This is a genomic window from Janthinobacterium sp. PC23-8 (assembly GCF_002250505.1).
Lineage (GTDB): Bacteria > Pseudomonadota > Gammaproteobacteria > Burkholderiales > Burkholderiaceae_D > Janthinobacterium.
On record NZ_NJGY01000001.1, the window covers coordinates 186,829 to 211,296 of the forward strand.

Annotated in this window: 22 protein-coding genes and 2 tRNA genes; 8 read left to right on the forward strand and 16 right to left on the reverse strand. The window is 63.4% G+C overall.

Features of this window, described 5'->3' with window-relative positions:
* Nucleotides 1-6: 6 nt before the first annotated feature.
* Both CD932_RS00815 and CD932_RS00820 read right to left on the reverse strand, forming a co-directional pair.
* Nucleotides 7-723, reverse strand: a complete 717-nt coding sequence (locus CD932_RS00815) for a hypothetical protein (RefSeq protein ID WP_094440984.1) — start codon at nt 721-723, stop codon at nt 7-9.
* A gap of 69 nt (nt 724-792) precedes the next feature.
* Nucleotides 793-1,887: a branched-chain amino acid aminotransferase gene (locus tag CD932_RS00820; RefSeq protein WP_094440985.1), complete on the reverse strand. Its 1,095-nt coding sequence runs from the start codon at nt 1,885-1,887 to the stop codon at nt 793-795.
* 245 nt (nt 1,888-2,132) lie between these two features.
* Between CD932_RS00820 and CD932_RS00825 the strand changes: the two genes are divergently transcribed.
* From CD932_RS00825 to CD932_RS00830, 4 genes are all read left to right on the forward strand, one after another.
* Complete coding sequence (locus CD932_RS00825; RefSeq protein WP_254926413.1) at nt 2,133-4,685, forward strand: sulfite reductase flavoprotein subunit alpha; 2,553 nt, start codon at nt 2,133-2,135, stop codon at nt 4,683-4,685.
* A 107-nt stretch (nt 4,686-4,792) separates the two neighbouring features.
* Nucleotides 4,793-4,978 (forward strand): hypothetical protein, encoded by a 186-nt coding sequence (locus CD932_RS27980; protein WP_141213142.1) that lies wholly within the window; start codon nt 4,793-4,795, stop codon nt 4,976-4,978.
* Between the two features lie 145 nt (nt 4,979-5,123).
* On the forward strand, nt 5,124-5,276 hold the full coding sequence (locus CD932_RS28630; RefSeq protein WP_176460833.1) for a hypothetical protein: 153 nt from the start codon (nt 5,124-5,126) through the stop codon (nt 5,274-5,276).
* A gap of 126 nt (nt 5,277-5,402) precedes the next feature.
* Complete coding sequence (locus CD932_RS00830; RefSeq protein ID WP_094440986.1) at nt 5,403-5,801, forward strand: bacteriohemerythrin; 399 nt, start codon at nt 5,403-5,405, stop codon at nt 5,799-5,801.
* A 5-nt stretch (nt 5,802-5,806) separates the two neighbouring features.
* On the opposite strand, the gene CD932_RS00835 is transcribed toward CD932_RS00830, so the two are convergent.
* Nucleotides 5,807-6,682 (reverse strand): hypothetical protein, encoded by an 876-nt coding sequence (locus CD932_RS00835; protein ID WP_141213143.1) that lies wholly within the window; start codon nt 6,680-6,682, stop codon nt 5,807-5,809.
* A gap of 276 nt (nt 6,683-6,958) precedes the next feature.
* Between CD932_RS00835 and CD932_RS00840 the strand changes: the two genes are divergently transcribed.
* Nucleotides 6,959-9,181: a TonB-dependent siderophore receptor gene (locus CD932_RS00840; RefSeq protein WP_176460834.1), complete on the forward strand. Its 2,223-nt coding sequence runs from the start codon at nt 6,959-6,961 to the stop codon at nt 9,179-9,181.
* Between the two features lie 9 nt (nt 9,182-9,190).
* Here CD932_RS00840 and CD932_RS00845 read toward each other — a convergent pair whose 3' ends face one another.
* Nucleotides 9,191-9,943 carry a nucleotidyltransferase domain-containing protein gene (locus CD932_RS00845; protein WP_176460835.1) on the reverse strand — a complete coding sequence of 251 codons (753 nt, stop codon included), beginning with the start codon at nt 9,941-9,943 and terminating at the stop codon, nt 9,191-9,193.
* 79 nt (nt 9,944-10,022) lie between these two features.
* Between CD932_RS00845 and CD932_RS00850 the strand changes: the two genes are divergently transcribed.
* Complete coding sequence (locus tag CD932_RS00850) at nt 10,023-10,589, forward strand: methylated-DNA--[protein]-cysteine S-methyltransferase (protein WP_094440990.1); 567 nt, start codon at nt 10,023-10,025, stop codon at nt 10,587-10,589.
* A 1-nt stretch (nt 10,590) separates the two neighbouring features.
* Here the strand turns inward: CD932_RS00850 and CD932_RS00855 are convergent, their stop codons facing one another.
* The 6 genes from CD932_RS00855 to cydD all read right to left on the reverse strand — a co-directional run bounded on the left by CD932_RS00855 (nt 10,591) and on the right by cydD (nt 17,678).
* Nucleotides 10,591-11,307 carry a hypothetical protein gene (locus CD932_RS00855; RefSeq protein ID WP_094440991.1) on the reverse strand — a complete coding sequence of 239 codons (717 nt, stop codon included), beginning with the start codon at nt 11,305-11,307 and terminating at the stop codon, nt 10,591-10,593.
* Between the two features lie 78 nt (nt 11,308-11,385).
* Complete coding sequence (gene cydX / locus CD932_RS00860; RefSeq protein WP_094440992.1) at nt 11,386-11,499, reverse strand: cytochrome bd-I oxidase subunit CydX; 114 nt, start codon at nt 11,497-11,499, stop codon at nt 11,386-11,388.
* A gap of 24 nt (nt 11,500-11,523) precedes the next feature.
* Nucleotides 11,524-12,678, reverse strand: coding sequence for a cytochrome d ubiquinol oxidase subunit II (cydB, locus tag CD932_RS00865; protein WP_094440993.1), 1,155 nt, complete (start codon nt 12,676-12,678; stop codon nt 11,524-11,526).
* 11 nt (nt 12,679-12,689) lie between these two features.
* Nucleotides 12,690-14,261: a cytochrome ubiquinol oxidase subunit I gene (locus CD932_RS00870; RefSeq protein WP_094440994.1), complete on the reverse strand. Its 1,572-nt coding sequence runs from the start codon at nt 14,259-14,261 to the stop codon at nt 12,690-12,692.
* A 64-nt stretch (nt 14,262-14,325) separates the two neighbouring features.
* Nucleotides 14,326-16,005 carry an amino acid ABC transporter ATP-binding/permease protein gene (locus CD932_RS00875; protein WP_094440995.1) on the reverse strand — a complete coding sequence of 560 codons (1,680 nt, stop codon included), beginning with the start codon at nt 16,003-16,005 and terminating at the stop codon, nt 14,326-14,328.
* Complete coding sequence (gene cydD / locus CD932_RS00880; RefSeq protein WP_094440996.1) at nt 16,002-17,678, reverse strand: thiol reductant ABC exporter subunit CydD; 1,677 nt, start codon at nt 17,676-17,678, stop codon at nt 16,002-16,004. The genes CD932_RS00875 and cydD overlap by 4 nt, the downstream gene beginning before the upstream one ends.
* Before the next feature lie 155 nt (nt 17,679-17,833).
* Here cydD and CD932_RS00885 point away from each other — a divergent pair, with 155 nt between their 5' ends.
* On the forward strand, nt 17,834-18,397 hold the full coding sequence (locus CD932_RS00885) for a GbsR/MarR family transcriptional regulator (protein WP_094440997.1): 564 nt from the start codon (nt 17,834-17,836) through the stop codon (nt 18,395-18,397).
* Between the two features lie 37 nt (nt 18,398-18,434).
* On the opposite strand, the gene CD932_RS00890 is transcribed toward CD932_RS00885, so the two are convergent.
* The 6 genes from CD932_RS00890 to CD932_RS00915 form a co-directional block, all read right to left on the reverse strand.
* Nucleotides 18,435-18,509: transfer RNA gene (locus CD932_RS00890), tRNA-Arg, on the reverse strand.
* A gap of 96 nt (nt 18,510-18,605) precedes the next feature.
* Nucleotides 18,606-18,682: transfer RNA gene (locus tag CD932_RS00895), tRNA-Pro, on the reverse strand.
* Nucleotides 18,683-18,774: 92 nt separating this feature from the next.
* A complete protein-coding gene (gene glmM / locus CD932_RS00900) occupies nt 18,775-20,112 on the reverse strand; it encodes a phosphoglucosamine mutase (protein ID WP_094440998.1) in 1,338 nt (445 codons plus the stop codon).
* A gap of 38 nt (nt 20,113-20,150) precedes the next feature.
* Nucleotides 20,151-20,996, reverse strand: coding sequence for a dihydropteroate synthase (folP, locus tag CD932_RS00905; RefSeq protein WP_094440999.1), 846 nt, complete (start codon nt 20,994-20,996; stop codon nt 20,151-20,153).
* A gap of 109 nt (nt 20,997-21,105) precedes the next feature.
* Nucleotides 21,106-22,986, reverse strand: a complete 1,881-nt coding sequence (gene ftsH / locus CD932_RS00910) for an ATP-dependent zinc metalloprotease FtsH (protein ID WP_094441000.1) — start codon at nt 22,984-22,986, stop codon at nt 21,106-21,108.
* A gap of 201 nt (nt 22,987-23,187) precedes the next feature.
* Nucleotides 23,188-23,871 (reverse strand): RlmE family RNA methyltransferase, encoded by a 684-nt coding sequence (locus CD932_RS00915; RefSeq protein WP_094441001.1) that lies wholly within the window; start codon nt 23,869-23,871, stop codon nt 23,188-23,190.
* Nucleotides 23,872-23,913: 42 nt separating this feature from the next.
* On the opposite strand from CD932_RS00915, the gene CD932_RS00920 reads away from it, so the two are divergent.
* Entirely contained in the window at nt 23,914-24,384 is a 471-nt protein-coding gene (locus tag CD932_RS00920) for a YhbY family RNA-binding protein (RefSeq protein WP_065307652.1), read from the forward strand.
* Nucleotides 24,385-24,468 lie beyond the last annotated feature (84 nt).

The window sequence follows — 24,468 nt, forward strand, 5'->3', positions numbered from 1 at the left end:
GCTGGCCTATTTCTGGCAATCGATCACTTTGAAATCTGTCGAGTAGCAGATGCGCAGCTCGCCGCTATGCTTTTCATAGCCGAGCCAGCGGCCCTTCAGTTGCGGGTTGTGTTCCTTCATCCACTGGAACAGCGCGTTCTTCGGCATACTGGTGTCGGGCAATGTCAAGGCCTGGAACAACTCGCGTTCCTTCTCGAAATATTGCTTGGCGGTCCCGAAATCGCAGGCGCCATGCTTTTCCCATTCGCCCTGCAGCAGCGCTTCGCCGGGCTGCATGCACATATACGGCAGTATCTCGGCCGGCGCCAGTTTCGGCAGGTTGCCCTTGCAATAGCGCGGATGCAGCTCCGTCTTGCGCGGCGGCGTAACGGAAAGATCGTCGCAGCTGGCCGGATTGCGTGACTGCGCCCACAGGCCATGCACGATCCAGCCGAAGTGCTGGTTGTCGGCGCACTGGAACGCGGCTTTTCTGGACACTTCGCCACGGCGGCGCTGGCTGTCGCAAAAGCCGGGCGACCACGACAGCGCCAGCATGAAGTAGTCGGTCGGCACATTGGTGCTCTGCTTGTAGCAGGTATTTTTTTCGTCGGACGGCTTGACGTCGTAATCGGCGTAGCTGACATTGCGCGGAATGGCGCACCGGGCGTCGGCGGCGTGCACCAGGCCGCTCGACAGGCTCAACAGAAGTGTGGCAAGGGCGGGCAATATGAAACGCAGTTGCATGGGATTCCTCGAACGATGTAAAAACGCCGGCAACACAGTGCCGGCGCGGACGCGATCAACTGCGGCAGATCAGCAGACGGTGTGCATCCAGCCGTGCGTGTCGGCCCTGGTGCCGTGCTGCAGGCCCAGCAGGGCCTCGCGCAGGGCCAGGGTCACGGTGCCGTTTTCGTTGTTGTTGATGGTCATTTCAAAGCCGTTGGCCTTGGCCACGCCCACCGGCGTGATGACGGCGGCCGTGCCGCAGGCGAACACTTCGGTCATGCGGCCCGAGGCGATATCGTCGCGCCATTGCTGTACCGACAACTTGCGCTCTTCGGTGGCATAGCCGAGGTCTTTGGCCATCTCCAGCAGGCTGCGGCGGGTAATGCCAGGCAACAGGGTGCCCGTCAGTTCCGGCGTCACCACCGTGATTTTTTCGCCATCCTGGTAGACGAAGAACAGGTTCATGCCGCCCATCTCTTCGATGAATTCGCGGTGCACGGCGTCGAGCCAGACCACCTGGTCACAGCCTTTTTCCTGCGCCTGCGACTGCGCCATCAGGCTGGCCGCATAGTTGCCGGCGCACTTGGCTTCACCTGTGCCGCCCGGCGCGGCGCGCACGAAGTCTTCGCTGATCCACACCGTGACCGGTTTCACGCCTTGCGGGAAATAGGCGCCGGCAGGCGAGGCGAACAGCACGAACAGGTATTCTTCCGACGGACGCACGCCCAGATAAGGATCGGTGGCGATCATCAAAGGGCGCATGTACAGGCTCTCGCCGGTTTTCGTTGGCACCCAGTTGCGGTCGATGGAAATCAGGGCGTCGCCCGCTTCCAGGAACAGGTCGACAGGAATGGCCGGCATGGCCAGGCGCGCGGCGCTGCGGTTGAAGCGCTCGGCGTTCTGTTCCGGGCGGAACGTCCTGATGCTGCCGTCGGGCTGGGCAAATGCCTTGTAGCCTTCGAAAATGGCCTGGCCGTAATGCAGCGACGAGGCTGACGGATCGAGCATCAACGGGCCGTAGGCTTTCAGCTCGCCCTGTTGCCACTTGCCGTCGCGGTAAGGTATGACCACCATATGGTCGGTAAACACGCGGCCAAAGGCCGGCTTGTTCATGCGCTCGCCGCGCTCGGCGTCGGACAGGGGGTGGGCGGAAGGCGTGATGGCGATGTTCGATGTGGTCATGGGATATCGATGAGAGTATGAATTCAGGCGGCTATTGTAGTCCTTCGTCGCGGCGATGGCAGCGTGCCGCCCTGCGCACGGGACAAAATGGCAGTATGCATGGCAAAACGCGGCGCGACAAGCACGCGGGCACTGTCGCGGCAGGAAAAAACCGCCGAAGCATTAGCGCGAATCATTCTCATTTGCGATATGATGTGGGCCTGGTCTGCAGTTGTCAGCGCCACCCTTCGTCTGAAAGCCGATTCATGAGTACACCGACCATCGCCGCAACGCCCGCGCCGCGCGCGAGCATGCCAACGCCATCGACGCCCCTGCCGAAGGCGGGCGTGCGCCAGCGCAACGCCACGCGCCGCAACTGGCCCAGCTGGAAACAAATCTGGTTCCAGCTGCACTGGTTTATCGGCATTACGGCCGGCACGGTGCTGATGATCATTGGCATCTCGGGCGCGACGATTTCCTTCAAGGATGAGTTGCTCGATGTAATGAACCCCGGCGTGCGCCAGGTGCCAGTGGAAACGCGCGCGCCGTTGACGCCAGGCCAGCTGGCCAGCGTGGCGGCCGCCGACCATGGCCAGCGTGTCGCCTCCGTCACCGTATATGCCGAGCCGGGCGCCGCGCCGCGCGTGTTGTTTGCGCCGCAAGCGGGCCAGCGCCGTGGCGAGTCGGTCTATGTCCACCCCTACACTGGCGCGACGCGCCCGGCGTTGCAAGGCGCCGGCTTTTTCGAGTGGACGGAGTCCCTGCACCGCTGGCTGCTGCTGCCGCGCGAGCCGGGCCGCCAGGTCGCAGGCGCGCTGGCGCTGTGCCTGCTGGGCCTGGCCCTGTCGGGCCTGTATCTGCGCTGGCCGCGCCGCCCGCTGGCCTGGCGCACCTGGCTGACGTTCGATCCGGCCCTGAAAGGCCGCTCGTTTTTATGGAATCTGCATGCCGTGATCGGCACCTGGTGCCTGGTGGTGTATGTGATGCTGACATTGACCGGCGTGTACTGGAGCTACGACTTTGTGCGCGACCAGATCGACGCCTGGGCCGGCAAGCCGCCGCGCATGGCGCAAGCACCGGCCCGGCCGGAACAGGCACGCGAGAAGAAACCGCAGGTCGCGCGCGCCGCAATCGACACCACGCTCGCCTGGCATGCTTTCCAGCAGCGCGCCGGCGCCTGGAGCCTGGCCATCGTGCGCCTGCCCGCACGCGCCGGCGAGGCGGTGCAAATCACCTGGCTGGCGGCCGATGCGCCCCATGACCGCGCGCGCAGCACCATGGCCATCCTGCCCGCCGACGGCAGCATCACCGAGGACAAGCGCTACGGCCAGCAAGGTACGGGTTCGCGCCTGGTCAGCGTGATTTACCCGCTGCATATGGGCACGTATTTCGGTTTGCCGGGACGCATTATCGTCACCATCGCCAGCCTGTGCATGCCGCTGTTCGGCATTACCGGCTGGATGTTGTATCTGGGCCGGCGCAAGGCCAGGCGGGCCGTTGCCGCGCAGCGCGCCATGCTGGGCGCCGGCGCGCCCGGCCCCCATGTCAGCGCCCTGCCGACCCTGGTGGCCTACGCCAGCCAGTCGGGCCAGGCCGAAAGGCTGGCCCTGGAAAGCGCGCGCGCCCTGCAGCAGGCCGGCGTGCCGGTCGACGTACGCTCGCTCGATCAATTATCTCCCTCGCAACTGCGCCAGTATGAACGCGCGCTGATCGTTGCCAGCACCTTTGGCGAAGGCGAAGCGCCCGACGGCGCGCGCCGCTTTGCACGCCTGCTGGGCGACAGCAAGGCAGCTGACTTGACGGGCCTGGAGTTCGGCGTGCTGGCCCTGGGCGACCGCCATTACGCCGAATTCTGCGGCTTTGGCCACGTGCTGGACGCGCGCCTGCGCGCTCTCGGCGCGACCGCTTTGTTCCCGCTGATCGAAGTCGACAAGCACGATGCCCAGGCTCTCGACGCCTGGTCGCAGGCACTGGCGCGCACCAGTGGCAGCCCGATCGACGCCATCGGCCGCCAGGAAGAAGCGTCGTACCAGGCCTGGACCTTGACGCGCCGCGTACTGCTCAATGCCGGCAGCCAGGGCGGCGAACTGTATGAAATCGGCTTGTCCGGTCCGGTGGGTGCGCAGTGGGAAGCGGGCACGCTGGCGGAAATCATCGCGTGTAATATCGACGGCAGCGAAGGCCTGGACGCCGCTGGCAGCGTGCCGCATGCGCCGCGCAGCTATTCGCTGGCGTCCATGCCGCAGGACGGCGAGCTGCAGTTGCTGGTGCGCCAGGAACGCCATCAGGGCGGCACCAACGGCGGCTATGGCGTGGCCTCGGGCTGGCTGACGCGGTTCGCGCCGCTCGGTAGCGCCATCCGCCTGCGCTTGCAGGCCAACCCGGCCTTCGCGCCGGCCTTGACGCAGCTACCCTGCATTTATATCGGCAACGGCTCGGGCCTGGCCGGCCTGCGCGCGCACCTGCGTGCGCGCCGGCAGGCGGGGCTTGGCCGCAACTGGCTGCTGTTCGGCGAGCGCCAGCACAGTGTCGACAGCATCTGCGCGCAAGAGCTGGAAAGCTGGCTGCAGGACGGCCACCTGGCGCGCCTGGACCGCACCTTTTCGCGCGACGGCGAACCTGGCGAATACGTGCAGGACCGCCTGCGCAGCGCCGCCGACGAACTGGGCGCCTGGCTGCGGGACGGCGCCATCATCTACGTGTGTGGCAGCCTGCAGGGCATGGCGGCCGGCGTCGATGCAGTGCTGCAAGAGGTACTGGGCCAGGAGGGACTCGACGAACTGCGCGCCCAGGGGCGCTACCGCCGCGATGTTTATTGATGTGGCACAAACCATGACTGGAGCCCGGCGCCCTGTGTGGGGCGCCGCACGGTCAGGCCACGCCATCGGCCTACAGTGGAGTTCTCTTCTCCACTTTGAGGTGCGCCATGAAAAACCCCTGGATGAGCATGTACCTGAGCGCCGCCAACCGCGTCGCCAATACGGCGCGCGGCCACGCGACAGCCGCCATCAAGCGCGAAGCGGCGAAAAACACGCGGCAGCTGACCCAAGTGTGGTTCGATTCCTTGCTGCCGCCGGCGGGCAGGCCGCGCAAAAGCCGCAAGGCAAAATAGACGGCGGCACGGCACAGCTTGGTGCAGTGCATCACAGCAATAAGTTGAACTTATCGCCAGTTGACCTACACTGCAGGCATGATGTCGTTGGATAACCGGCTGGCGCCGCATCCCCGCGCTGCCGCCGGCTTGCCGGGAGATGATCATGTTGACGCTCAAAGTGCTGGCCTGCCTTGCCATCTCGTCCCTGATGCTGCTGCCAGTGGTGTTGCACAGATCTACTCCCTCCATGACCCAAGTGCTGCAAACGCCGAATGTCGATGCCCATGCGATGTGGTCGCGATGGCCGCAACGCTGATGCAGATGCCGGTTGTCTGCGTTTGATCCCATTGTAATTTTGATCCAGATCATGGATTTCCGTGTTCGGCGCGCCCACACTGGAGTGGACCGGTCAACCCGACCGTAGGCCCACACAGGAGTTGGCATGTTGACATCGCAATGGAAGCAAGACATGGCGCTGGGCGTCCCCGCCATCGACGAGGCGCATGAAGCGCTGTTTGACGAACTGGCGCGCCTGTCGCAACTGGGCGACCGGCAGTTCAGCACGGCCTTTCGCGAACTGATCGCGGCCGTGGAACGCGATTTCCGCGAAGAGGAAGACCTGATGGAGGAAATCGGTTTTCCCTCGCTGGCCAACCACCGCGAACAGCACGCGCGGGTGCTGAGCGGTCTGCACCACGCCTGGGCCGCCGTCGACGAGGGCGACCTGGAACAGGGCCGCCATGCGCTGACCCTGCTGCCGCAGTGGCTGCTGTTTCACCAGGCCACGATGGACCTGGCGCTGGCTGCGGCGCTGGAACTGGTGCAGCGCCAGCCCAACTAAGCGCCTTACAGCAGCAGCACGGTGGCCTGTTCAGGCATCACCACGCGATACTGGCCCGGGTATTTGTCTTCGCCATCGAATTTCTTGCAATACACGGGCAGCTTGATATCGTTGACGGCCACGTCATCCATGGGCAGGGTCGCGATCAGTTGCTGGTCCTGCACCAGCTGCACGGCGCTGCCACGCTCCGGTGCGCAAAAGGCCAGCGACTCGATCTCGGTGGTGAACAGGCGCTTGTACCACGGCGTGATCGCGCGCACCGCCAGCCTGGCGTCGTGCAAGACCTGCGCCACTCTCGCCACCGTCCAGGCGTCGCGCGCCACGGACGGCTGGATCACCATACTGGCGGTCAATTCCCCCTTGCCCTTGTTGACCAGGAAACTGCCATCCTGGGCGGCGATCTCGTCGTTGATGGGCACGATAAACACACCGCCCTCGCCGACCTTGACTGCAATCGGTGCGCCATCGCCCTGCAAGGCCACGCGCACATCGTCGATGGTAGCGCTGAGCTTGGCGGGAATCAGGCGCAAGGCCATCACCACATTGCCGCGCGATACCTGCCACACTTTCTTTGCCGTCAGATAGCTGTCGCGGTACGCCGTAAAGCGCACGCGCGGCGCAGTGGCCAGATTGCTGGCCTTGACCGTCACCGACTGGGGCGTGGCTTGCAGCAGTTCCGACGCGCCCGGTTCCGCTACGGCTGCTGCGGCGGGAACTTCATGCGCCGGCGATGGGGACAGTGCCGGAACCGGCGCGGCCGGCGTTTCCTGCTGCGGTTGCGCCGTCACGAGCGCTGGCGCTTCCTGTGCCTGGCCTGGCAACACAATGCACAAGCATCCGGCACAGGCGATCACTATCCCGATCCCGATTTGTTTACGCATGAAATTCCTTCATCTGACAAATATCCTGCATGCATTATCGCAGAACCATTTGCACAGCGTACAGCATCCAAAAATATCATGATAGCAATATTTTTCGCACATTTTTGGTGCAAATACTGGCTTATTTAATCAACATCCCTTATATTGTTAATGATTCTCATTCAATTTATAGATGTACTCCAAGCCAGACCGGGCAGCAACACGCCACCCCACCAGCCACTGCGCCTAGCGCCAGAAGAGAGATGACACCCACAACGACACCACGCCAGGATGACCATGTCTGTACACGCCGCAACCACCCGCAACACCTGCCCCGCTCTGCTCCCCTTGCCACGCCTGCTGCGCATTTCCCTGCTGGGCCTGGCCGGCGCCTGCCTGCCGCTGCAGGCAGCTGACGCCGAGCCGACCATGCCAGCCATCACCATCACCGGCCAGGCCGCGCAAACGACCGAAGGCACGGGTGCGTACACCAGCGGCGAAGCACGCAGCGCCACGCGCATGGAACTGTCGCTGCGCGAAACGCCGCAATCGGTCAGCATCATCACCCGCGAACTGCTCGACGACCTCGGTGCCGTGCGCCTGGACCAGGCGTTGGGCTTGACCACCGGCATCCAGGTGGGCCAGCAGGACAGCGAACGCACCAGTTTCTATGCGCGCGGTTTCAGCATCAACAATATCCAGGTCGATGGCATGCCGCGCGGCTCGAATGCACCGCTGCAAGATACGGTGCTGTATGACCGCGTGGAGGTGGTGCGCGGCGCCAATGGCCTGATGGGCGGCACGGGCGACCCGTCGGCCACCATCAACATGATACGCAAGCGCCCCACCAAAACTTTCCAGGCCAGCGCCGGCGCCAGCCTGGGGCGCTGGAACAATCACCGGCTGGAAGCCGACATTTCCACCCCGCTCAGCCAGGATGGCAGCGTGCGCGGCCGCGCCACCATGGCCTGGCAGGAACGCGATTCGTATTTCGACATGTATCATGAACGCAAGGCCGTCGGCATGGCCGTGCTGGAAGCGCACTTGCGCCAAGGCACCATGCTGACGGCCGGTATCGATTTCCAGAACAATACGCCGACCGGCGCCACCTGGGGCGCCGTCCCCTACTGGAATGCCGATGGCAGCCTGGCGAACCTGCCACGCAATACCAGCTTGAGCACGCCATGGAGCACCTGGGCCAACGACCAGCACACGGTGTTCGCCGCGCTGGACCAGCACCTGCCCGGCAACTGGAAGCTGCACCTGGGCTATGCGCGCACGGAAAGCAGCAACAACACCACGGTGGCCTATGCGGGCGCCGGCTATCCGAATCCGCAAACGGGCACCGGCATGCGCCTGTGGACGGGCGCCTGGGGCGAAGGCAAGAGCACGGCCGACAATTTCGACCTGTACGCCAGCGGACCATTTTCACTGCTGGGCCGCAAGCATACGGCCATTATCGGCTGGAATGGCGGCAATACCGATTCGAAGTCGCTGGGCGGCGAAGCAACGATACTGTATCCGGCCGCCGTGCCCGACTACCGCAGCTGGACCGGCAATATCCCGAAACCCGTGTTCACGCCAGACGGCTCCTACACGCGCGACATGACGCGCCTGGCTGGCGGCTACGTGGCCTCGCGCCTGAGCCTGGCCGACCCGCTGCACGTGATCATCGGCGCGCGCAGCAGCAACTACCGCACCGAAACGCGCGCCTGGGATACCTGCGGAAACTACACGGGCAGCAGCGGCTTTTCCGAAACGCGCAATGAAATCACGCCATATGCGGGGGTGGTGTTCGACATCAATCCACACTACTCGACCTATGCCAGCTACACCGAACTGTTTACGCCGCAGTCCAACCGCGACCGCAACAACCGTTTCCTCGACCCTGAAACGGGCGACAACCTCGAAGCCGGCGTCAAAGGTGAATTTTTTGACGGCAAGCTGAATGCGTCGGCCGCCGTCTTTAAAGTCAGGAAGAAAAACCTGGCCGAACTCGACACCACCGTGCCGCAAGGTTTTGTGTTGCCCGGTGGCGGCTCGGCCTATGTGGCCGATGGCGAAGGCGTCAGCGCCAAGGGGTTTGAGTTCGACGTTTCGGGCCAGCTGGCCCCTGGCTGGGAGGCAAATGGTGGCTATACGTTCCTGAAGGCCGAAGAAGCCGACGGCAAGCGCGCCGTGCCGAACCAGCCGCGCCATTTGCTGCGTGTGTCGACAGCATACCGTTTCAAGGGCCGCTGGCAAGGCCTGAAAGTGGGCGGCAGCGCCACCGCGCAAAGCGCTACCTACGGCCAGTCCTGGTACGGCCGTCCACCGGCGCGCACCACCGCGCGCATTGCGCAAGCAGGCTATGCGCTGGTCAACCTGATGACCAGCCATGCGCTGACCAGCAAGGCCACCGTGCAGTTGAACGTCAACAACCTGCTCGACAAAAAGTACTATCGCAATGTCGGCTTTTATGACAGCGTGTTCTGGGGCGAGCCGCGCAATGTGAACCTGAGCGTACGCAGTACGTTCTAATGGCGGTCCTCAGTCACAGCGCCAGTACGCCGGCGCCAGCAAGTCGTAGCCTTCGAGCAAGGGCCCGCCGGCCGGCGCCAGTATCGCCGCAGCCACTTGCGCATACGCATGCTGGCCGGCCGGCAAGTCGCTGACCAACAAGCGCTGGGCACTGTCGAGTTGCACGGCAATGGCCGCATCGACCGCGTGCAAGCGGCGAAACAGATGCTTGCCGCCACCACTCCACTGGCCAGCCGCGCGCAGATGCAGGTCGGCCAGCATGCCGTACAGGCCGCAGGCCACCGCCATCGCCTCAGCGGCATGACGGCTATCGACCAGGTCCTCGAGCGCGGTGGTGATCGCGTAGCGGCGCTGCTGCAATTGCTGCGCGGTCAGCGCCGGCGGCCCGGCCGCGTGTATCGCCTGCGCCAGCGTCCTCAACTCTTCATATTGCGTGCTCGGCGCCACGATATTGGCGCCCTCGATCACCATCATCACCAAAGGCACCTTGCCGCCAGGCGCGTCGATATCGAGGCAAAAATACCGGAAAGTCGCCAGGTCATGCGCGAACAGTTCCACGGTTCGACCTTTCCACACCAGGGTGCTGCGCCAGGCGGCGTCCACATGCTCGAACAGCAGCAGCAGATCGATATCGGAACTGGCCGTCTGCCGCCCGGTGGCAAACGAGCCGCCGATCACGGCCGCCACCGCGCCCGGATAACGCTCGTGCGCCAGTTGCACGGCCAGCGCGCGGATTTCTTTATAAGTGGCAACTTTTTCCATCAACATCCTCCCTGCCGGCATGCTACACGTGTTTGTATGCTGATAAACTGGACCTTATCGCCGCTCACAAGGAATGCCCATGCACTGTGTCTGCAAGATCATGCCCTCGCCCGTGGGCGAACTGACGCTGGTGGCGCGCGGCGATGCGCTGGCCGCCATTCTGTGGCAGGACGACCAGCCGACACGGGTGCGCCTGGGCGAGCTGCGTGAAGACGGCGCGCATCCGGTGTTGCTGCAAACGCAGCAGCAATTGCGCGAGTATTTTGCCGGCATGCGCCAGCAGTTCGAGGTGCCGCTCGATTTTATGGGCACCGATTTCCAGAAGCAAGTATGGCAGGCGCTGCTGACGATCCCGTTCGGCCAGACGCGCAGCTATGGCGAGATCGCGCGTCAAATTGGCCGGCCTGCCGCCGTGCGCGCCGTCGGCGCGGCCAATGGGAAAAATCCCATTTCGATTATTGCCCCCTGCCACCGGGTAATCGGCGCCACCGGCGCGCTGACCGGTTTCGCGGGCGGCCTGGAAGCCAAGCAGACCTTGCTGGCGCTGGAAGGCATCGCCCTGTCGAGCGAGCAGGACGCGCAGAAGACGGGCCTGGCCATGCGGCGCGCCCGGCAAGTCGACCTGGCGCAAGGCAAGCTGTTCTAAATTATTCGCCCAGCAGCGCCAGCGATTCCAGCCAGGCCGCCTTCCACGGCCGCAGCAGCGGCTGGGTGGCAAACGCCTTTTTCAAATGCGGCATCGGCACGCGGTGCACATCGTGCAGGCCGAACGCCAGGGTGACCGGGTTCCACAGATAATTGTTCTTGCCGCCGCGCGAATTCTTGCGCACTCTGGCGCCATCGTCGCCAAAGATGCCCTGGCCCGCCAGCATGCCCTGCTCCAGGTTGACCTTGCCGATGCCGGCAAACGCTTGCAGGATCTCGCTGCGCTCCAGGCCCTTCAGGCTTTCCTGCGGCGCCAAAGGCGTTTCAGGCTCGACCGGAGTGGGATTGAGCAATTCCTTGACCAGTTTCAGCAGGTCGCGCTCCTGGAAATGCAGTCCGTCCAGGCTGGCGCGCAGGCCTTGATCCTTCAGGGCGATGGCCAGGTTGCCGCAGTCGCGTGTAAAACGCAGCCACACATCTTTGCTGCCAGCGACCAGGTGTCGCTTGTCGTCGATAAACACCACCGGCGCCGCATAGCGCGTCACGCCGTCATGGAACAGCTCGGCCCATTGTTCCGAATAATCGAGCCAGACATAGGGCAAGCCGCCCGCTTCGAGCAGCCGCGCCAGGGTCCAGGGCGTGCCGGTCTGCGTTTGCAGCCACTGGCAAGCCTCGTCGGCGGTGGCGCGGTAGGGCAAGGAAGAAAGCGTGGTGGTCATCAGGCGGGTCCGGTGAAAACAATGGTGCGCAGTGTAGCACTGCGCACCATCGAGGGCAGCTGCCGGCCCCTGCGCATATCAAAGATACTTGTCGGGCGTCGCGTCGCCGTCGACCATTTCGTACCACATTGCATTGAGCACGGCGAACATCGCCGCCAGCGGAAGGCCCAGTATCCAGGCGAAATACCACATGATGATTTCCTTTGAAAAGTTGAATTAATAGGCGTGGCCGTTGCCGTCCGCGATGGCCTGGCCGTCGACCTTGCCCCACAACACTTTATAAACCCAGCTCGTGTAGACCACGATCAGAGGAATAAAGATCGCAGTGACCACCAGCATGATGAACAACGTCATGTGGCTCGAGGAGGAATCCCAGACCGTCAGGCTGGCGCGCGGATCGAGCGACGACGGCAGAATAAAGGGAAACATGGAGGCGCCCACGCTGAGGATGATGGCGGCAATGCCCAGCGCGCTGGCCAGCAGGGCCGGCACGGCGCGGCGCAGGCGCAGAAACACCAGGGCCAGCAACGGCGACAGCAGGCCCAGCACCGGCGCGGTCCAGGTCCACGGATGGGCCGCGTAGTTGAGGAACCAGGCGCCGGCGGCCACTTCGGCCGTCTTGAACATGGGGTTCGACGGACCGGCCACGCTGATCGCGCTGGTTATGCGGTAGCCGTCCACCATGGCCCACAAGGCCACGCCGGCGCCGGCATACAGGACAACGGTAGCGATCGCCGCCACGCTGCCCAAGGTGCGCGCGCGCTCGGCGACGGCGCCCTCGGTTTTCACTTGCAGCCAGGTGGCGCCGTGCATCACCAGCATCGCTACCGACACCAGGCCGGCCAGCAAGGCAAACGGGTTCAACAGGCCAAAGAAGCTGCCTTCGTAAAAGATATGCATGTCGTCGGAAAAACGGAAAGGCACGCCCTGCAGCACATTGCCCATTGCTACGCCGAAGATCAGGGCTGGCACGAAGCCGCCGATAAACAGGGCGATATCCCAGCGCGCGCGCCAGGCCGGGTCTTCGTGCTTGCTGCGGAACTTGAAGGCGACCGGACGCAGGATCAGCGCCACCAGGATCACGAACATGGCCAGGTAAAAGCCCGAGAACGAGACGGCGTACAACTGCGGCCAGGCGGCAAAGATGGCGCCGCCGCCTAAAATCAGCCACACCTGGTTGCCTTCCCACACGGGGCCGATGCTGTTGATGATGACGCGGCGCTCCAGGTCGGTCTTGCCGGCAAACGGCAGCAAGATGCCGGTGCCCAGGTCAAAGCCGTCGGTGACGGCAAAGCCGATCAGCAGCACGCCGATCAAGAGCCACCAGATCAGGCGCAGGGTTTCATACGATAACAATTCATGCAAGATCACGATGCGACTCCTCAGGCAGGTTGTACGGCGGTTGGCACGGGCGACAAGGCAGGCGCAGGCGCGTGCGGTCCCTTGCGGATGGTGTTGAGCATCAGCTTCATCTCGATCACCAGCAGCACGGTATAGATGGCGGCAAAGCCGGCGATGGTGATCAATAACGTCGTCACGCCCAGGTTCGACACCGCCACGGCGGTCGGCAGCACGCCTTCGATGACCCACGGCTGGCGGCCCACCTCGGCCACGATCCAGCCCGCTTCAGCGGCCACCCAGGGCAAGGGAATGGCGAACACGGCCACTTTCAGCAGCCAGCGGTGGGCGTCCAGGGTGCGGCGCACGGACAGGACAAAAAAGGTCCCGGTCAGCAGGATGAAGAACATGCCCAGGCCCACCATCACGCGGAAGGACCAGAACAGCGGCATCACGGGCGGCACCGTGTCCAGCGCGGCTTTGGCGATCTGTTCTGGCGTGGCCAGGCGCGGATCGTCGACATAGCGTTTCAGCAGCAAGGCGTAGCCGAGCGACTGGCCTTTCGATTCGAACAGGGCCGTCGCTTCTTCGGGCACCACGCCGCCCGGCGGCACGGCGCGGATGGTTTGCAGCGCGTCATAGGCCTTGATGCCGTCGCGTATCAGCAACTGGCCGCGTTCGACCAGCTGGGCGATGCCGGGAATCTCGGTGTTCAGGGAACGCGTGCCGATCAGGCCCATCACCATCGGGATATGCAGCGCATAGTGCGTCTCGCGCGCGGCCTGGTCGGGAAAGCCGATGGCCGTAAAGGCCGCCGGCGCCGGTTCGGTTTCCCACATCGCTTCGATGGCCGCCAGTTTCATCTTCTGGTGTTCGGAGGCCAGGTAGCCGCTTTCATCGCCGAGCACCGCCACCGACAGCGACGCCGCCAGGCCGAAGGAAGCGGCCACTGTCATCGAACGCTTGGCCAGCTGCACATGACGGCCCTTGAGCAGATACCAGGCCGATACGCCCAGCACGAAGATGGCGGCCACCGTATAGCCGGCCGACACCGTGTGCACGAACTTGGCCTGCGCCACCGGATTGGTCAGCACGGCGCCAAAGTCGGTCACTTCCATGCGCATGGTTTGCGGATTGAAGGCGGCGCCCACCGGGTTCTGCATCCAGCCGTTGGCGACCAGTATCCACAGGGCCGAAAAATTCGAACCGATGGCAACCAGCCAGGTGGTGGCCAAATGGCCGCGCGCGGACAATTTATCCCAGCCAAAGAAGAAGATGCCGACAAAGGTCGCTTCCAGGAAGAAGGCCATCAAGCCCTCGATCGCCAGCGGCGCACCGAAAATATCGCCCACATAGTGGCTGTAATAGCTCCAGTTCATGCCAAACTGGAACTCCATGACGATGCCGGTGGCCACGCCCATGGCGAAGTTAATGCCGAACAGCACGCCCCAGAATTTGGTCATGTCGCGCCAGATGGTGCGGCCCGTCATCACGTACACGGTTTCCATGATGGCGAGGATCACTGACAAACCGATGGTCAGCGGAACGAAAAGAAAGTGGTAGAGCGCGGTCAGCGCAAACTGCAGTCTTGATAATGCAACAATATCGAGGTCCATGATGCTCCTGTTTGTTCCCTAAGTTTCTACTTCGTTAAACCAGCTGTACTGCAACAAATGGTATTCAATCGGCACGCAGGCCGGCCAGCGCCACCTCGAACGCCGGCGTGCCGCGCCGCGCTTCGGCCACGATGCGCCCGTGCCGTAGCGTCACCAGCCGGTCCGCCAGTTGCGCTTCGCGCCGCAGATGCGTGGCGATCAGCAGGCTGCGCCCGCGGCTCCCCTCGGCGAGCCGCCGCAGCACATCGATGGCGGTATCGGCGTTGAGCGCCTCGGTGGCTTCGTCGAGCAGCCACAGGGGCGAATCGTGCAGGAACAGCCGCGCCAGCGCCAGGCGGCGCGACTGGCCGCCCGACAAGCCCATCCCCCCCTCGCCGAGCGGCGTATCGAGGCCGAGGGTGAGCGCGCGCACCTCTTGCGCCAGGCCCGCCGCCTGCAAGGCGTGCCACAGGTGCGCATCGCTGGCGCTGGGGTCGGCCAGGCGCAGGTTGTCGCGCAGGCTGTCCTGGAACAATTCGGTCCGTTGAGTAAATAAACACGCGCGCGGCGCGCTGACGCTGCCGGACAACGGTGCCAGTTCACGCGCGGCCAGGGCCAGCAAGGTCGACTTGCCGGCGCCGCTGGGGCCGATCAGCGCGACTTTTTCACCGGGCGCCACCGCCAGGCTGACGCCGTGCACGATGGCCACCTGGCTGCCGGCATGCGCCGCGCTGACCTGCTCGAAGCGCAAACCGTCTGTCGCCGGCGCCACGCGCGACGGCACCGGTTCTGCCACGCGCGGGTTCAAACGACGCAGCGCCAGCAGCATGCGCCCCGCTTCCAGCGCGCCACGGCGCAAGGCCACAAACGGTTCCATGGCGGTCAAGGCCACCAGCACCGCCAGCGCCGCGGCCGGCACGCCGATCCGCTGGCCCTCGACCAGCGCGGCAGCGGCCAGCAGCACGCCGGCCAGGGCCATGCTGCCCAGCACGCCGAAGGCGGCGCCGGCGTTGGCGTCGAGGCGTTGCAGGGCAATATCGGTGGCCGCCAGCGAGCGGTCGATCTGCGCCAGCACCTGGCATTGGGCGGCCAGGCGCCCGGCCATCACCAGGTCGGTCTGGCCGGCCACCAGGTCAATCGCGCCAGAGCGCAGCTGTTCCATCGCCCGCGAGCGATGGACGGCGTGGCGGCGCGCCCGGCGCAGAACGTCGCCTGCGATGACGGCGCCGCCAAGCAACAGCCAGGCGCCAAACACCACGCCCAAAGCAAGGTCGAGAAAAGCCAGCGCCAGGCCGGCCAGCAGCGCCGCGCAGACGGCGGTGGAGACCGGCACCAGCAGACGCAGATACAGCGCTTCGAGCGCGTCGATATCGGCCGTCAGGCGAAACAGCATTTTGCTCGGCTGGCGCAGCAGGCGGTGGCCGGCGGCGGGCAGCGACCAGCGGCGAAACAGGCGCACGCGGATGGCAGCCAGCGCGGCAAAGGTGGCGTCGTGCGTGACCAGGCGCTCGGCGTAGCGGGTGCCGGTGCGGCCGATGGCCAAGAGGCGTATGCCGGCCGACGGCGCGAACACATCGAACGCCAGCGCGGTGCTGGTGGCCAGGCCGGCGATCGAGGTGGCGGTAATGAACCAGCCGGACAGGCCCAGCAGCGCCATGCCGGCCACCACCGTCAGGGCCGACAACGCGGCGCCCAGCAGCATCTTGCGTGGCTGGTCCAGCAGCAACTGGCGCAACAGGGGATTGGTGGTGAATGCGGTTTTCATGCCTGCAGCTCCTGCGTTTGTGCACCCAGCAGCACGCGGCGCGACAAGCGCGCCGCCAGTACCGGGTCATGGGTGGCGACGATCAGGGTCTTGCCTGTGGCCAGCAGCAGCAACGCATCGGTCACGCGCGCCGCCGTTTCGCTGTCGAGGTGGGCGGTCGGCTCGTCGACCAGCAGCAGATCGGCATGCGGGTGGAGCGCCACGCGCGCCAGCGCCAGGCGCACGGCTTCGCCGCCCGACAGCCCCTGCGCGCCGTCCCCTAGCATCACGCCGGGCTGCGCCTGCGCAACCGTCGCCAGTTCGGCCAGGTGCAGCGCAGCGCTGACGGCGCCAGGGTCCGCGCCTTCCCGGCCCAGGCTGATGTTCCGGCTGACGGAGGCGGCAAACACGTGCGGCCGCTGGCCCATCCAGGCCATGCGCTGGCGCAGGCCGCCAACCGTGGCGTCGTCCAGCGCCACGCCGCCAATATGGATGGCGCCGCTGGTGGCCGGCAGCAGGCCGGCGATCAGCGACAACAAGGTGGACTTGCCAGCGCCGCTGGCGCCCAGCAGGGCCACCTGTTCGCCGGGACACACCTGCAAATCAAAACCGTCAAACAGCGGCGCCTCGCCAGGATGGGCGAACCCGAGGCCCTGCAAGTGCAGCGCCGGTGGCGCGGCGTGGACGATGCTGGACACGACAGCAGTCGTCGCGCCACCGCCGGGCATGGCGACGCCGCCGTCGGCCAGGTCGGCCAATGCGGCCAGGCCCGCCTCGCCGGCCGCCTTGTCGTGCCAGACGGCGGCCAGTTCGCGCAGCGGCTCGAAAAAAGCCGGCGCCAGCAGCAGGATAAATAGCCCCTCATTCAAGCTGAGCTTGCCGCCCCAGCTGCCGAAATTGAAAGTGCCCAACAGCGAAAAACCGATATACGCCGCCACCATCGCCACGCCCAGCGCGGAAAACAGTTCCAGCACGGCCGACGACAGAAAGGCGATGCGCAGCACGGCCATGGTGCGCCGGCGCAACGATTGCGCGCTGGCGTCCAGGCGTTCGGCGGTGGCCTCGACGGCGTAGAGCGCGCGCAAGGTGGCCAGGCCGCGCAGGCGGTCGAGCAAAAAGGCGTTCATGCCGCCCATCTCCACCATCTGCGCGCGGCTGGCCGCTTGCGCGCCCATGCCGACTAGCGCCATAAAGACGGGAATCAGGGGCGCGGCGAGCAGCAGGACCAGGGCGGCGATCCACGACAGCGGAAAAATCACGGCCAGGATCACCAGTGGCACCAGCAGCACTTTCCAGCGCGCGCTCTGGTAGCGCACCAGGTAGGGCACGATGGCTTCGGCCTGCTCGGCGATCACGCTGGCGGCCTGGCCCGACTGCGCCCGCTGGCGGTCCAGCGGTGAACGCTGCGCCAGGGCCAGCGCCACTTGCGCGCGCAGGGTCGACAGATGGCCGCGCGCGGCCCCGTACAGGGTGCGCGCGCCCCACGCTTCGCCGGCAGCGCGCAGCAGGCCCAGCACTACGATGCCGGCGGCCGGCGGCACGGCCGCGCGCCAGCCGGCGCCCGCCGTCATGCTGGAGATCGTCCAGGCCAGCAGGGCCGCCTGGGGCAGCCACAACAACGCGGCGCCACCCTGGACCAGGCTGGCAAGACGGGGCAGGACAAAACGCGGCAAGGCAGGAAGCGGGGGGGCCATAAAAAAATTCTCGGTTACTTGTATTTCTTGAGTTTTCAGTAATTTATGTAAATTCGATTTTTTGTATAATACTGCGAAACGTGACAAATATCAATTGACCCACTATCAATAGAGTGCAAAACTTCCAGATAATTATGAAAACTCACCATATCGACATGACGCCGCTGATCCTGACCTTCGTCAGTCATTTCGGCGAGATGGGCAGCCGCTGGGGCTTTAACCGCACGGTAGGCCAGGTCTATGCCCTGCTGTTCGTATCCGAGCAGCCGCTGCACGCCGATGAAATCGCCGAGCACCTGAGCTTTTCACGCTCGAACGTGAGTATAGGCCTGAAAGAATTGCAGGGCTGGGGCTTGATACGGCTGACGCGCATTCCGGGCGACCGGCGCGAGTATTTCTCGTCCTTGGGCGACGTCTGGCAGATTTTCCGCGTGGTGGCGGCCGAACGGCGCCGACGCGAAGTGGCGCCCACGCTGACGGTGCTGCGCGAGTCGCTGCTGGAGCCGGCCATCGAGCCGGGCGACAAGTATGCGCAGGAGCGCATGCGCGAAATGTATGAACTGGTCGACCTGGCCAATACCTGGTTCGACGACTTGCAGCGGCTGTCGCCCGAATCGATGGCGCAGCTGATGAAGATGGGCGCCAAGGTGCAAAAGCTGTTGAATGCCAAGGATCGCCTGTTTGGCACGGGCAACAAAAAAGAGCAGGAAGAAGAGTAAAGCGCGATGCAGGAGCGCATCAAGGGCCAGCGATCGCTGGTCCGCCCAGAGGGAATCGAACCCCCATTCACGGTTTAGAAGACCGTTGTCCTATCCGTTGAACGATGGGCGGAAAGGTGCCGTATTTTAACTGATGCCGTGGCAGCGCAAACGATCGCTGCCCGGAATTGAAAACGGGCTGTCATTTCTGACAGCCCGCTTATGACTTTGGTCGGAGTACAAGGATTCGAACCTTGGACCCCCTGGTCCCAAACCAGGTGCGCTACCGGGCTGCGCCACACTCCGAAGACAAGATAATAAGGCCTGGGAACAATTTCGTCAATTGCCAGAGGCAAATTAAATGGAAATAACTATCGCCAGGCCCCGACTGCGTCAAATCAAGCAGCAAGTTTGTCAGCAATGCGCCTGGCCATGCTTTCAGCTTTGACGGGATCTTTCGCTTCGACCATCACGCGCACCAGCGGTTCCGTGCCGGAGGCGCGTATCAGCACCCTGCCCGTGTCGCCCAGCTCGGCTTCCACCTTGGCCGTCTCCGCCACCATGGCCGCATTCTGTTTCCAGTCGAAACCGGGCGCCACGCGCACATTGATCAGGGTCTGCGGGAACAGCACCAGTTCGGCGAGGCACTGCTGCAGGCTCTGGCCGCTGCGCCTGAGCGCCGACAGCACTTGCAGCGCCGACACGATGCCGTCGCCGGTGGTGTGCTTGTCCAGGCACAGCAGATGGCCGGAACCTTCGCCGCCCAGGATCCAGCCTTTTTCCTTCATCACTTCCAGCACGTAGCGGTCGCCCACCTTGGCGCGCGCAAAGCCGATGCCTTGCTGCTTGAACAGCACTTCCAGCGCCATATTGGTCATCAGGGTGCCGACGGCGCCAGCCACCGGGCCGGTGGCCAGGCGGTCCTTGACCATCACGTACAACAGCTCGTCGCCGTTGTACAGGCGGCCATTGGCGTCGCACATGATCAGGCGGTCGGCATCGCCGTCGAGCGCGATACCGAGGTCTGCGCCATGCTCGAGCACGGCGGCGGCCATCGCCTTGGTGGCGGTGGCGCCGAAGCCGGCGTTGATATTGAAGCCGTCCGGCTTGTTGCCGATGGCGATCACTTCCGCACCCAGTTCATGCAGCACATGGGGCGCGACCTGGTAGGCGGCGCCATGCGCGCAATCGACGACGATCTTCAGTCCATGCAGGTCGAGTTCGTTCGGAAAGGTGCTCTTGCAAAATTCGATGTAGCGGCCCGAAGCGTCGTCCAGGCGCGTGGCGCGGCCCAGTTTTTCAGATGTCACGCAATCCATCGGCTCATCAAGCGCCGCTTCGATTTCCTGTTCCAGGCTGTCGGGCAGCTTGGTGCCCTGGCCGGAAAAGAACTTGATGCCATTGTCATGGTAAGGATTGTGTGAAGCGGAAATCACCACGCCGGCCGTCAGGCGCAGCGCGCGCGTGAGATACGCGATAGCCGGCGTCGGCACGGGTCCGGCCAGCATCACGTCCACACCAGCGGCCGCTAGGCCCGCCTCCAGCGCCGCCTCCAGCATATAGCCGGAAATGCGCGTGTCCTTGCCGATCAGCACGGTAGGATGTACATTGCTGTTTTGCGCCTTGACCAATACCTTGCCTGCCGCGTAACCGAGGCGCATGACGAAATCAGGCGTGATCGGAGCCTTGCCTACCAGGCCGCGGATGCCATCGGTACCAAAATACTTGCGTGTCATATTCTTCTCTTTTGTTGTTTATAGTAAATTTTACAAGATCAATGCGCCATGCGCCACACTTTGAGCGCATCGACGGTGTCCAGAACATCATGTACACGCACGATTTGCGCGCCGTGCGCGACTGCGGCAAGCGCCCCGGCAATACTGCCCGCCAGCCGTTGTTCAACGGGGCGGCCGGTGACGGCGCCTATCATGGATTTGCGCGACAGGCCAGCCAGCACCGGCAGGCCCAATTCGTTGCGCAACTGCCTTGTTGCCCGCAGCAAGGCGTAATTCTGCTCGACCGTCTTGCCGAAGCCATAACCGGGATCGACGCACAGGCGTTCGCGGGCTATGCCTGCCGCCACCAGGGTATCGACCCGCTCGCGCAAAAAGTCGGTCACTTCGCGCACCACGTCTTCGTATTGCGGCCGGTCCTGCATGGTCTGCGGCACGCTTTGCATGTGCATGATGCACAGCGCACAGTCGCTGCCCCTGACGGCCTCGATGGCGCCCGGCGCGCGAAAACCGTTGATATCGTTGATCATGTCGGCGCCGGCCAGGAGGGCCTCGCGCATTACTTCGGGCTTGTAGGTGTCGACCGAGAGCGGCTTGCCGCAGTCGCGCAGCGCGTACAGCACCGGCATCACGCGCCCCAGTTCATCGGCCAAAGGCAGCGGCGGCGCGCCCGGGCGGCTCGATTCGCCGCCGATATCGATGATGTCGGCACCGTCTGCAATCATCTGCTCGGCGCGCGACAGCGCAAACTCCAGGTGCTGGAACTTGCCGGCGTCGGAAAACGAATCGGGCGTGATGTTAAGGATGCCCATCACCAGCGCCCGCTGGCCCTGTTCCTGCGCCTGCAACTGGAAGCCGAAGCGGCCAAATTGTAAATAGTGTCGCATGTAAATCGATCAGGTCGAGAAGAAAGGTGGAAGCCTCAATGAAAAAGGGCAAGGATTGCTCCTTACCCATTTTTTGTGAGTGCCGCCTGACGAGCAAAGGCGGCTACGATCAAGCTGGCGCCGTCACGTTTGGCGAGATACCGCCGGCACCACTGTCGCCCGCATTACGGCGTGGCGGAATGACTTTCGGCGGACGCGGCTCAAGGCCGGCCATAATGTCGTTGATCTGCTCGGCATCGATGGTTTCCCATTCCAGCAGCGCCTTGGTCATCATTTCGACCTTGTCACGGTTGCCTTCCAGCAGCTTGCGCGACAGTGCATATTGCGTGTCGAGGATGCTGCGGATTTCGGCATCGACCTTTTGCTGGGTCGCTTCCGAGATCGTCTTGGTGGCGCCACCGAAGAAGCCTTCGTTTTCGCTGTCTTCGTAGACCATCACGCCCATGCTGTCGGACATGCCGAAGCGGGTGACCATCGAGCGGGCCAGTTTGGTGGCGCGCGAGAAGTCGTTCGAGGCGCCGGTCGACATCTGGCCGACGAAAATTTCTTCGGCGATACGGCCACCGAACAGGATGGAAATTTCTTCCAGCATCTTGTCCTTGTAGGCCGACAGATTGTCGTGTTCCGGCAACTGCCAGGTCAGGCCCAGGGCCCAGCCGCGCGGCATGATCGTCACTTTATGGACCGGGTCGGCCTTCGGCAGCAGCTTCGCCACCACCGCGTGACCAGATTCGTGATACGCAGTGTTGCGGCGCTCTTCCTCGCGGATGATCATCGACTTGCGCTCAGGACCCATGTAGATCTTGTCTTTGGCGTCTTCGAAGTCGGCCATTTCCACCAGGCGCTTGCTGCGGCGCGCGGCGAACAGGGCCGCTTCGTTGACCAGGTTGGCCAGGTCGGCGCCCGAAAAACCAGGCGTGCCGCGGGCCAGGATATCGGCCTTGACGTCGGTGCTGATAGGCACTTTGCGCATGTGCACGTTGAGGATCTGTTCACGGCCGCGGATGTCCGGCAAGCCCACCGACACCTGGCGGTCGAAACGGCCAGGACGCAGCAGCGCCTTGTCGAGCACGTCGGCCCGGTTGGTGGCGGCCACGACGATCACTCCGGAGTTCGCTTCAAAACCGTCCATCTCGACCAGCAACTGGTTCAAGGTCTGTTCGCGCTCGTCGTTGCCGCCGCCGGTGCCGGCGCCACGGTGACGACCGACCGCGTCGATCTCGTCGATGAAGATAATGCACGGCGAATGTTTCTTCGCGTTTTCAAACATGTCGCGCACACGGCTTGCGCCGACGCCGACAAACATTTCCACGAAGTCGGAACCCGAGATCGAGAAGAACGGCACCTTGGCCTCGCCGGCAATCGCGCGCGCCAGCAGGGTTTTACCGGTGCCCGGAGGGCCGACCATCAGCACGCCGCGCGGAATGCGACCGCCCAGTTTCTGGAACTTGCTCGGGTCCTTGAGGAAGTCGACCACTTCGTTGACTTCTTCTTTCGCTTCGTCGCAACCGGCGACGTCGGCGAAGGTCACGGTATTGCTCGCTTCATCCATCATGCGGGCTTTCGACTTGCCGAACGAGAATGCCCCGCCCTTGCCGCCACCCTGCATCTGACGCATGAAGAACACCCAGACGCCGATCAACAACAGCATCGGGAACCAAGAGACGAAAATTTGTTGCAGGAATGACGCTTCCTCGGGCGGACGCACATCGAAATGCACGCCATTGTCGCGCAGGTCGCCGATCAGACCCTTGTCGAGGGTGGTGGCAGTGGTGCGCACCTTGGTATCGTCCGACAGCTTGGCGGTGATCGACGAACCTTCGATCACGACATCCTTGACGCGCTTGGCTTTGACCTCATCCAGCAAATCGGAATAAGCGATGGCCTTGCTGCCGCCCGTGGCGCCATGGCTATCAAACTGCTTGAACAGCATGAACAGCAGCAGCAGTACGACGACCCAGATGGCAGATTTGGAAAACATGTTATTCACGAAGACTCCTTGGATGCAGTGCGCATCTTTTTGCTATAGCTAGAAACACGATTTTACTCGCAATAAGCGGGCCGTGCCAAAGCCCGACTATCCGTGCGCGCCCAAAAAACCGCGCTCACGTCAAGAAATGCAGTATAAACAATTTAGGCCGATAGGCCAGCATCACTGCCGCACTTCTCGTTCCCATGTGCGGATTCCACCTTAAATATCAAGGGCGGAATCGTCTTCTTCAACGGCAATTTTCAGGGGATTCTTGAGACCCCGTCCCATCAGGAAGATTTCCGACGACTTGTCGCGGCTGGCCTTCGGTTTCTTCTGCACCACGACCTTGAACTCATCGCGGAATTTTTCCACGATCTGGCTGAAACCCATGTCCTTGAAGCACTTGACCAGCAAGACGCCGGAAGGTTTCAAATGCAGTTGCGAAAATTCGATGGCCAGGTCGATCAGATGCTCCATGCGCGCGGCGTCGGCCGTGGCGATGCCCGACAGATTGGGCGCCATGTCCGACAGCACCAGATCCACTTTGCGCCCCTGCAACACCACTTCCAGCTGGCGCAGCACGCGCGCTTCGCGGAAGTCGCCCTGGATGAAATGGAAGTCGGCGATCGGTTCCATTTCCAGCATGTCCAGGCCGATCAGCGTCCCATTGACGCCGCCGCCATCCTTGCCGGCCAGCTTGCGGCGCATGTATTGCGCCCAGCTGCCAGGAGTGCAACCGAGGTCGACAATCACCTGACCAGGCTTGATCAGCTTCTCGTCTTCATCGATTTCCTTGAGCTTGTATGCGGCCCGGGCACGGTAGCCCTCTTTTTGCGCCAACTTCACATATGGGTCATTAATGTGGTCGTGCAACCAGTTTTTGTTTAATTTCTTCTTTGCCATTCGCGTAGAATACTGCTTTTAAGGGAATTACTAAAAATTATTATGCTAAAACTTACACCCGTTGAGCGCAGCGCACTGCGCGCCGAAGCACACGCGCTGAAGCCTATCGTCATTATCGGCGAAGCGGGCTTGACACCTGCTGTCCTCAAAGAGATCGACCTGGGCCTCGATTCACACGGCCTGATCAAAGTACGCGTGTTCGGCGACGACCGCGAAGCGCGCGTCGGAATGTACGAAACGATTTGCGGCAATCTCGGCGCCGCCCCCGTACAACACATAGGCAAACTGCTGGTAATCTACCGTCCGAAAAAAGAAGTGGTGAAGGAGAAGGTCAGTTCCGGCAAGGGCATGCGCGAAGTGACCATCGTCAAAGCCAGCGCCAGCGGCACCAAGCGCCCCAGCGTGACGAAAGTCATGATCAAGGGCAATGAGCGCGTCACCGAAGGCGGCTCCATCAAGCGTGCCAAGCCGCGCCAGAAGAGCGCCAAGAAAAGCGCACTGGGTAGCAAATAAGGCTCTTTTCACCCCCAGCACCAAAGGCTGGGGTCGAACCCTGAGGGTTCGACCCCGGCTTTTTTTGCTTCTGGGCTTGAAAAA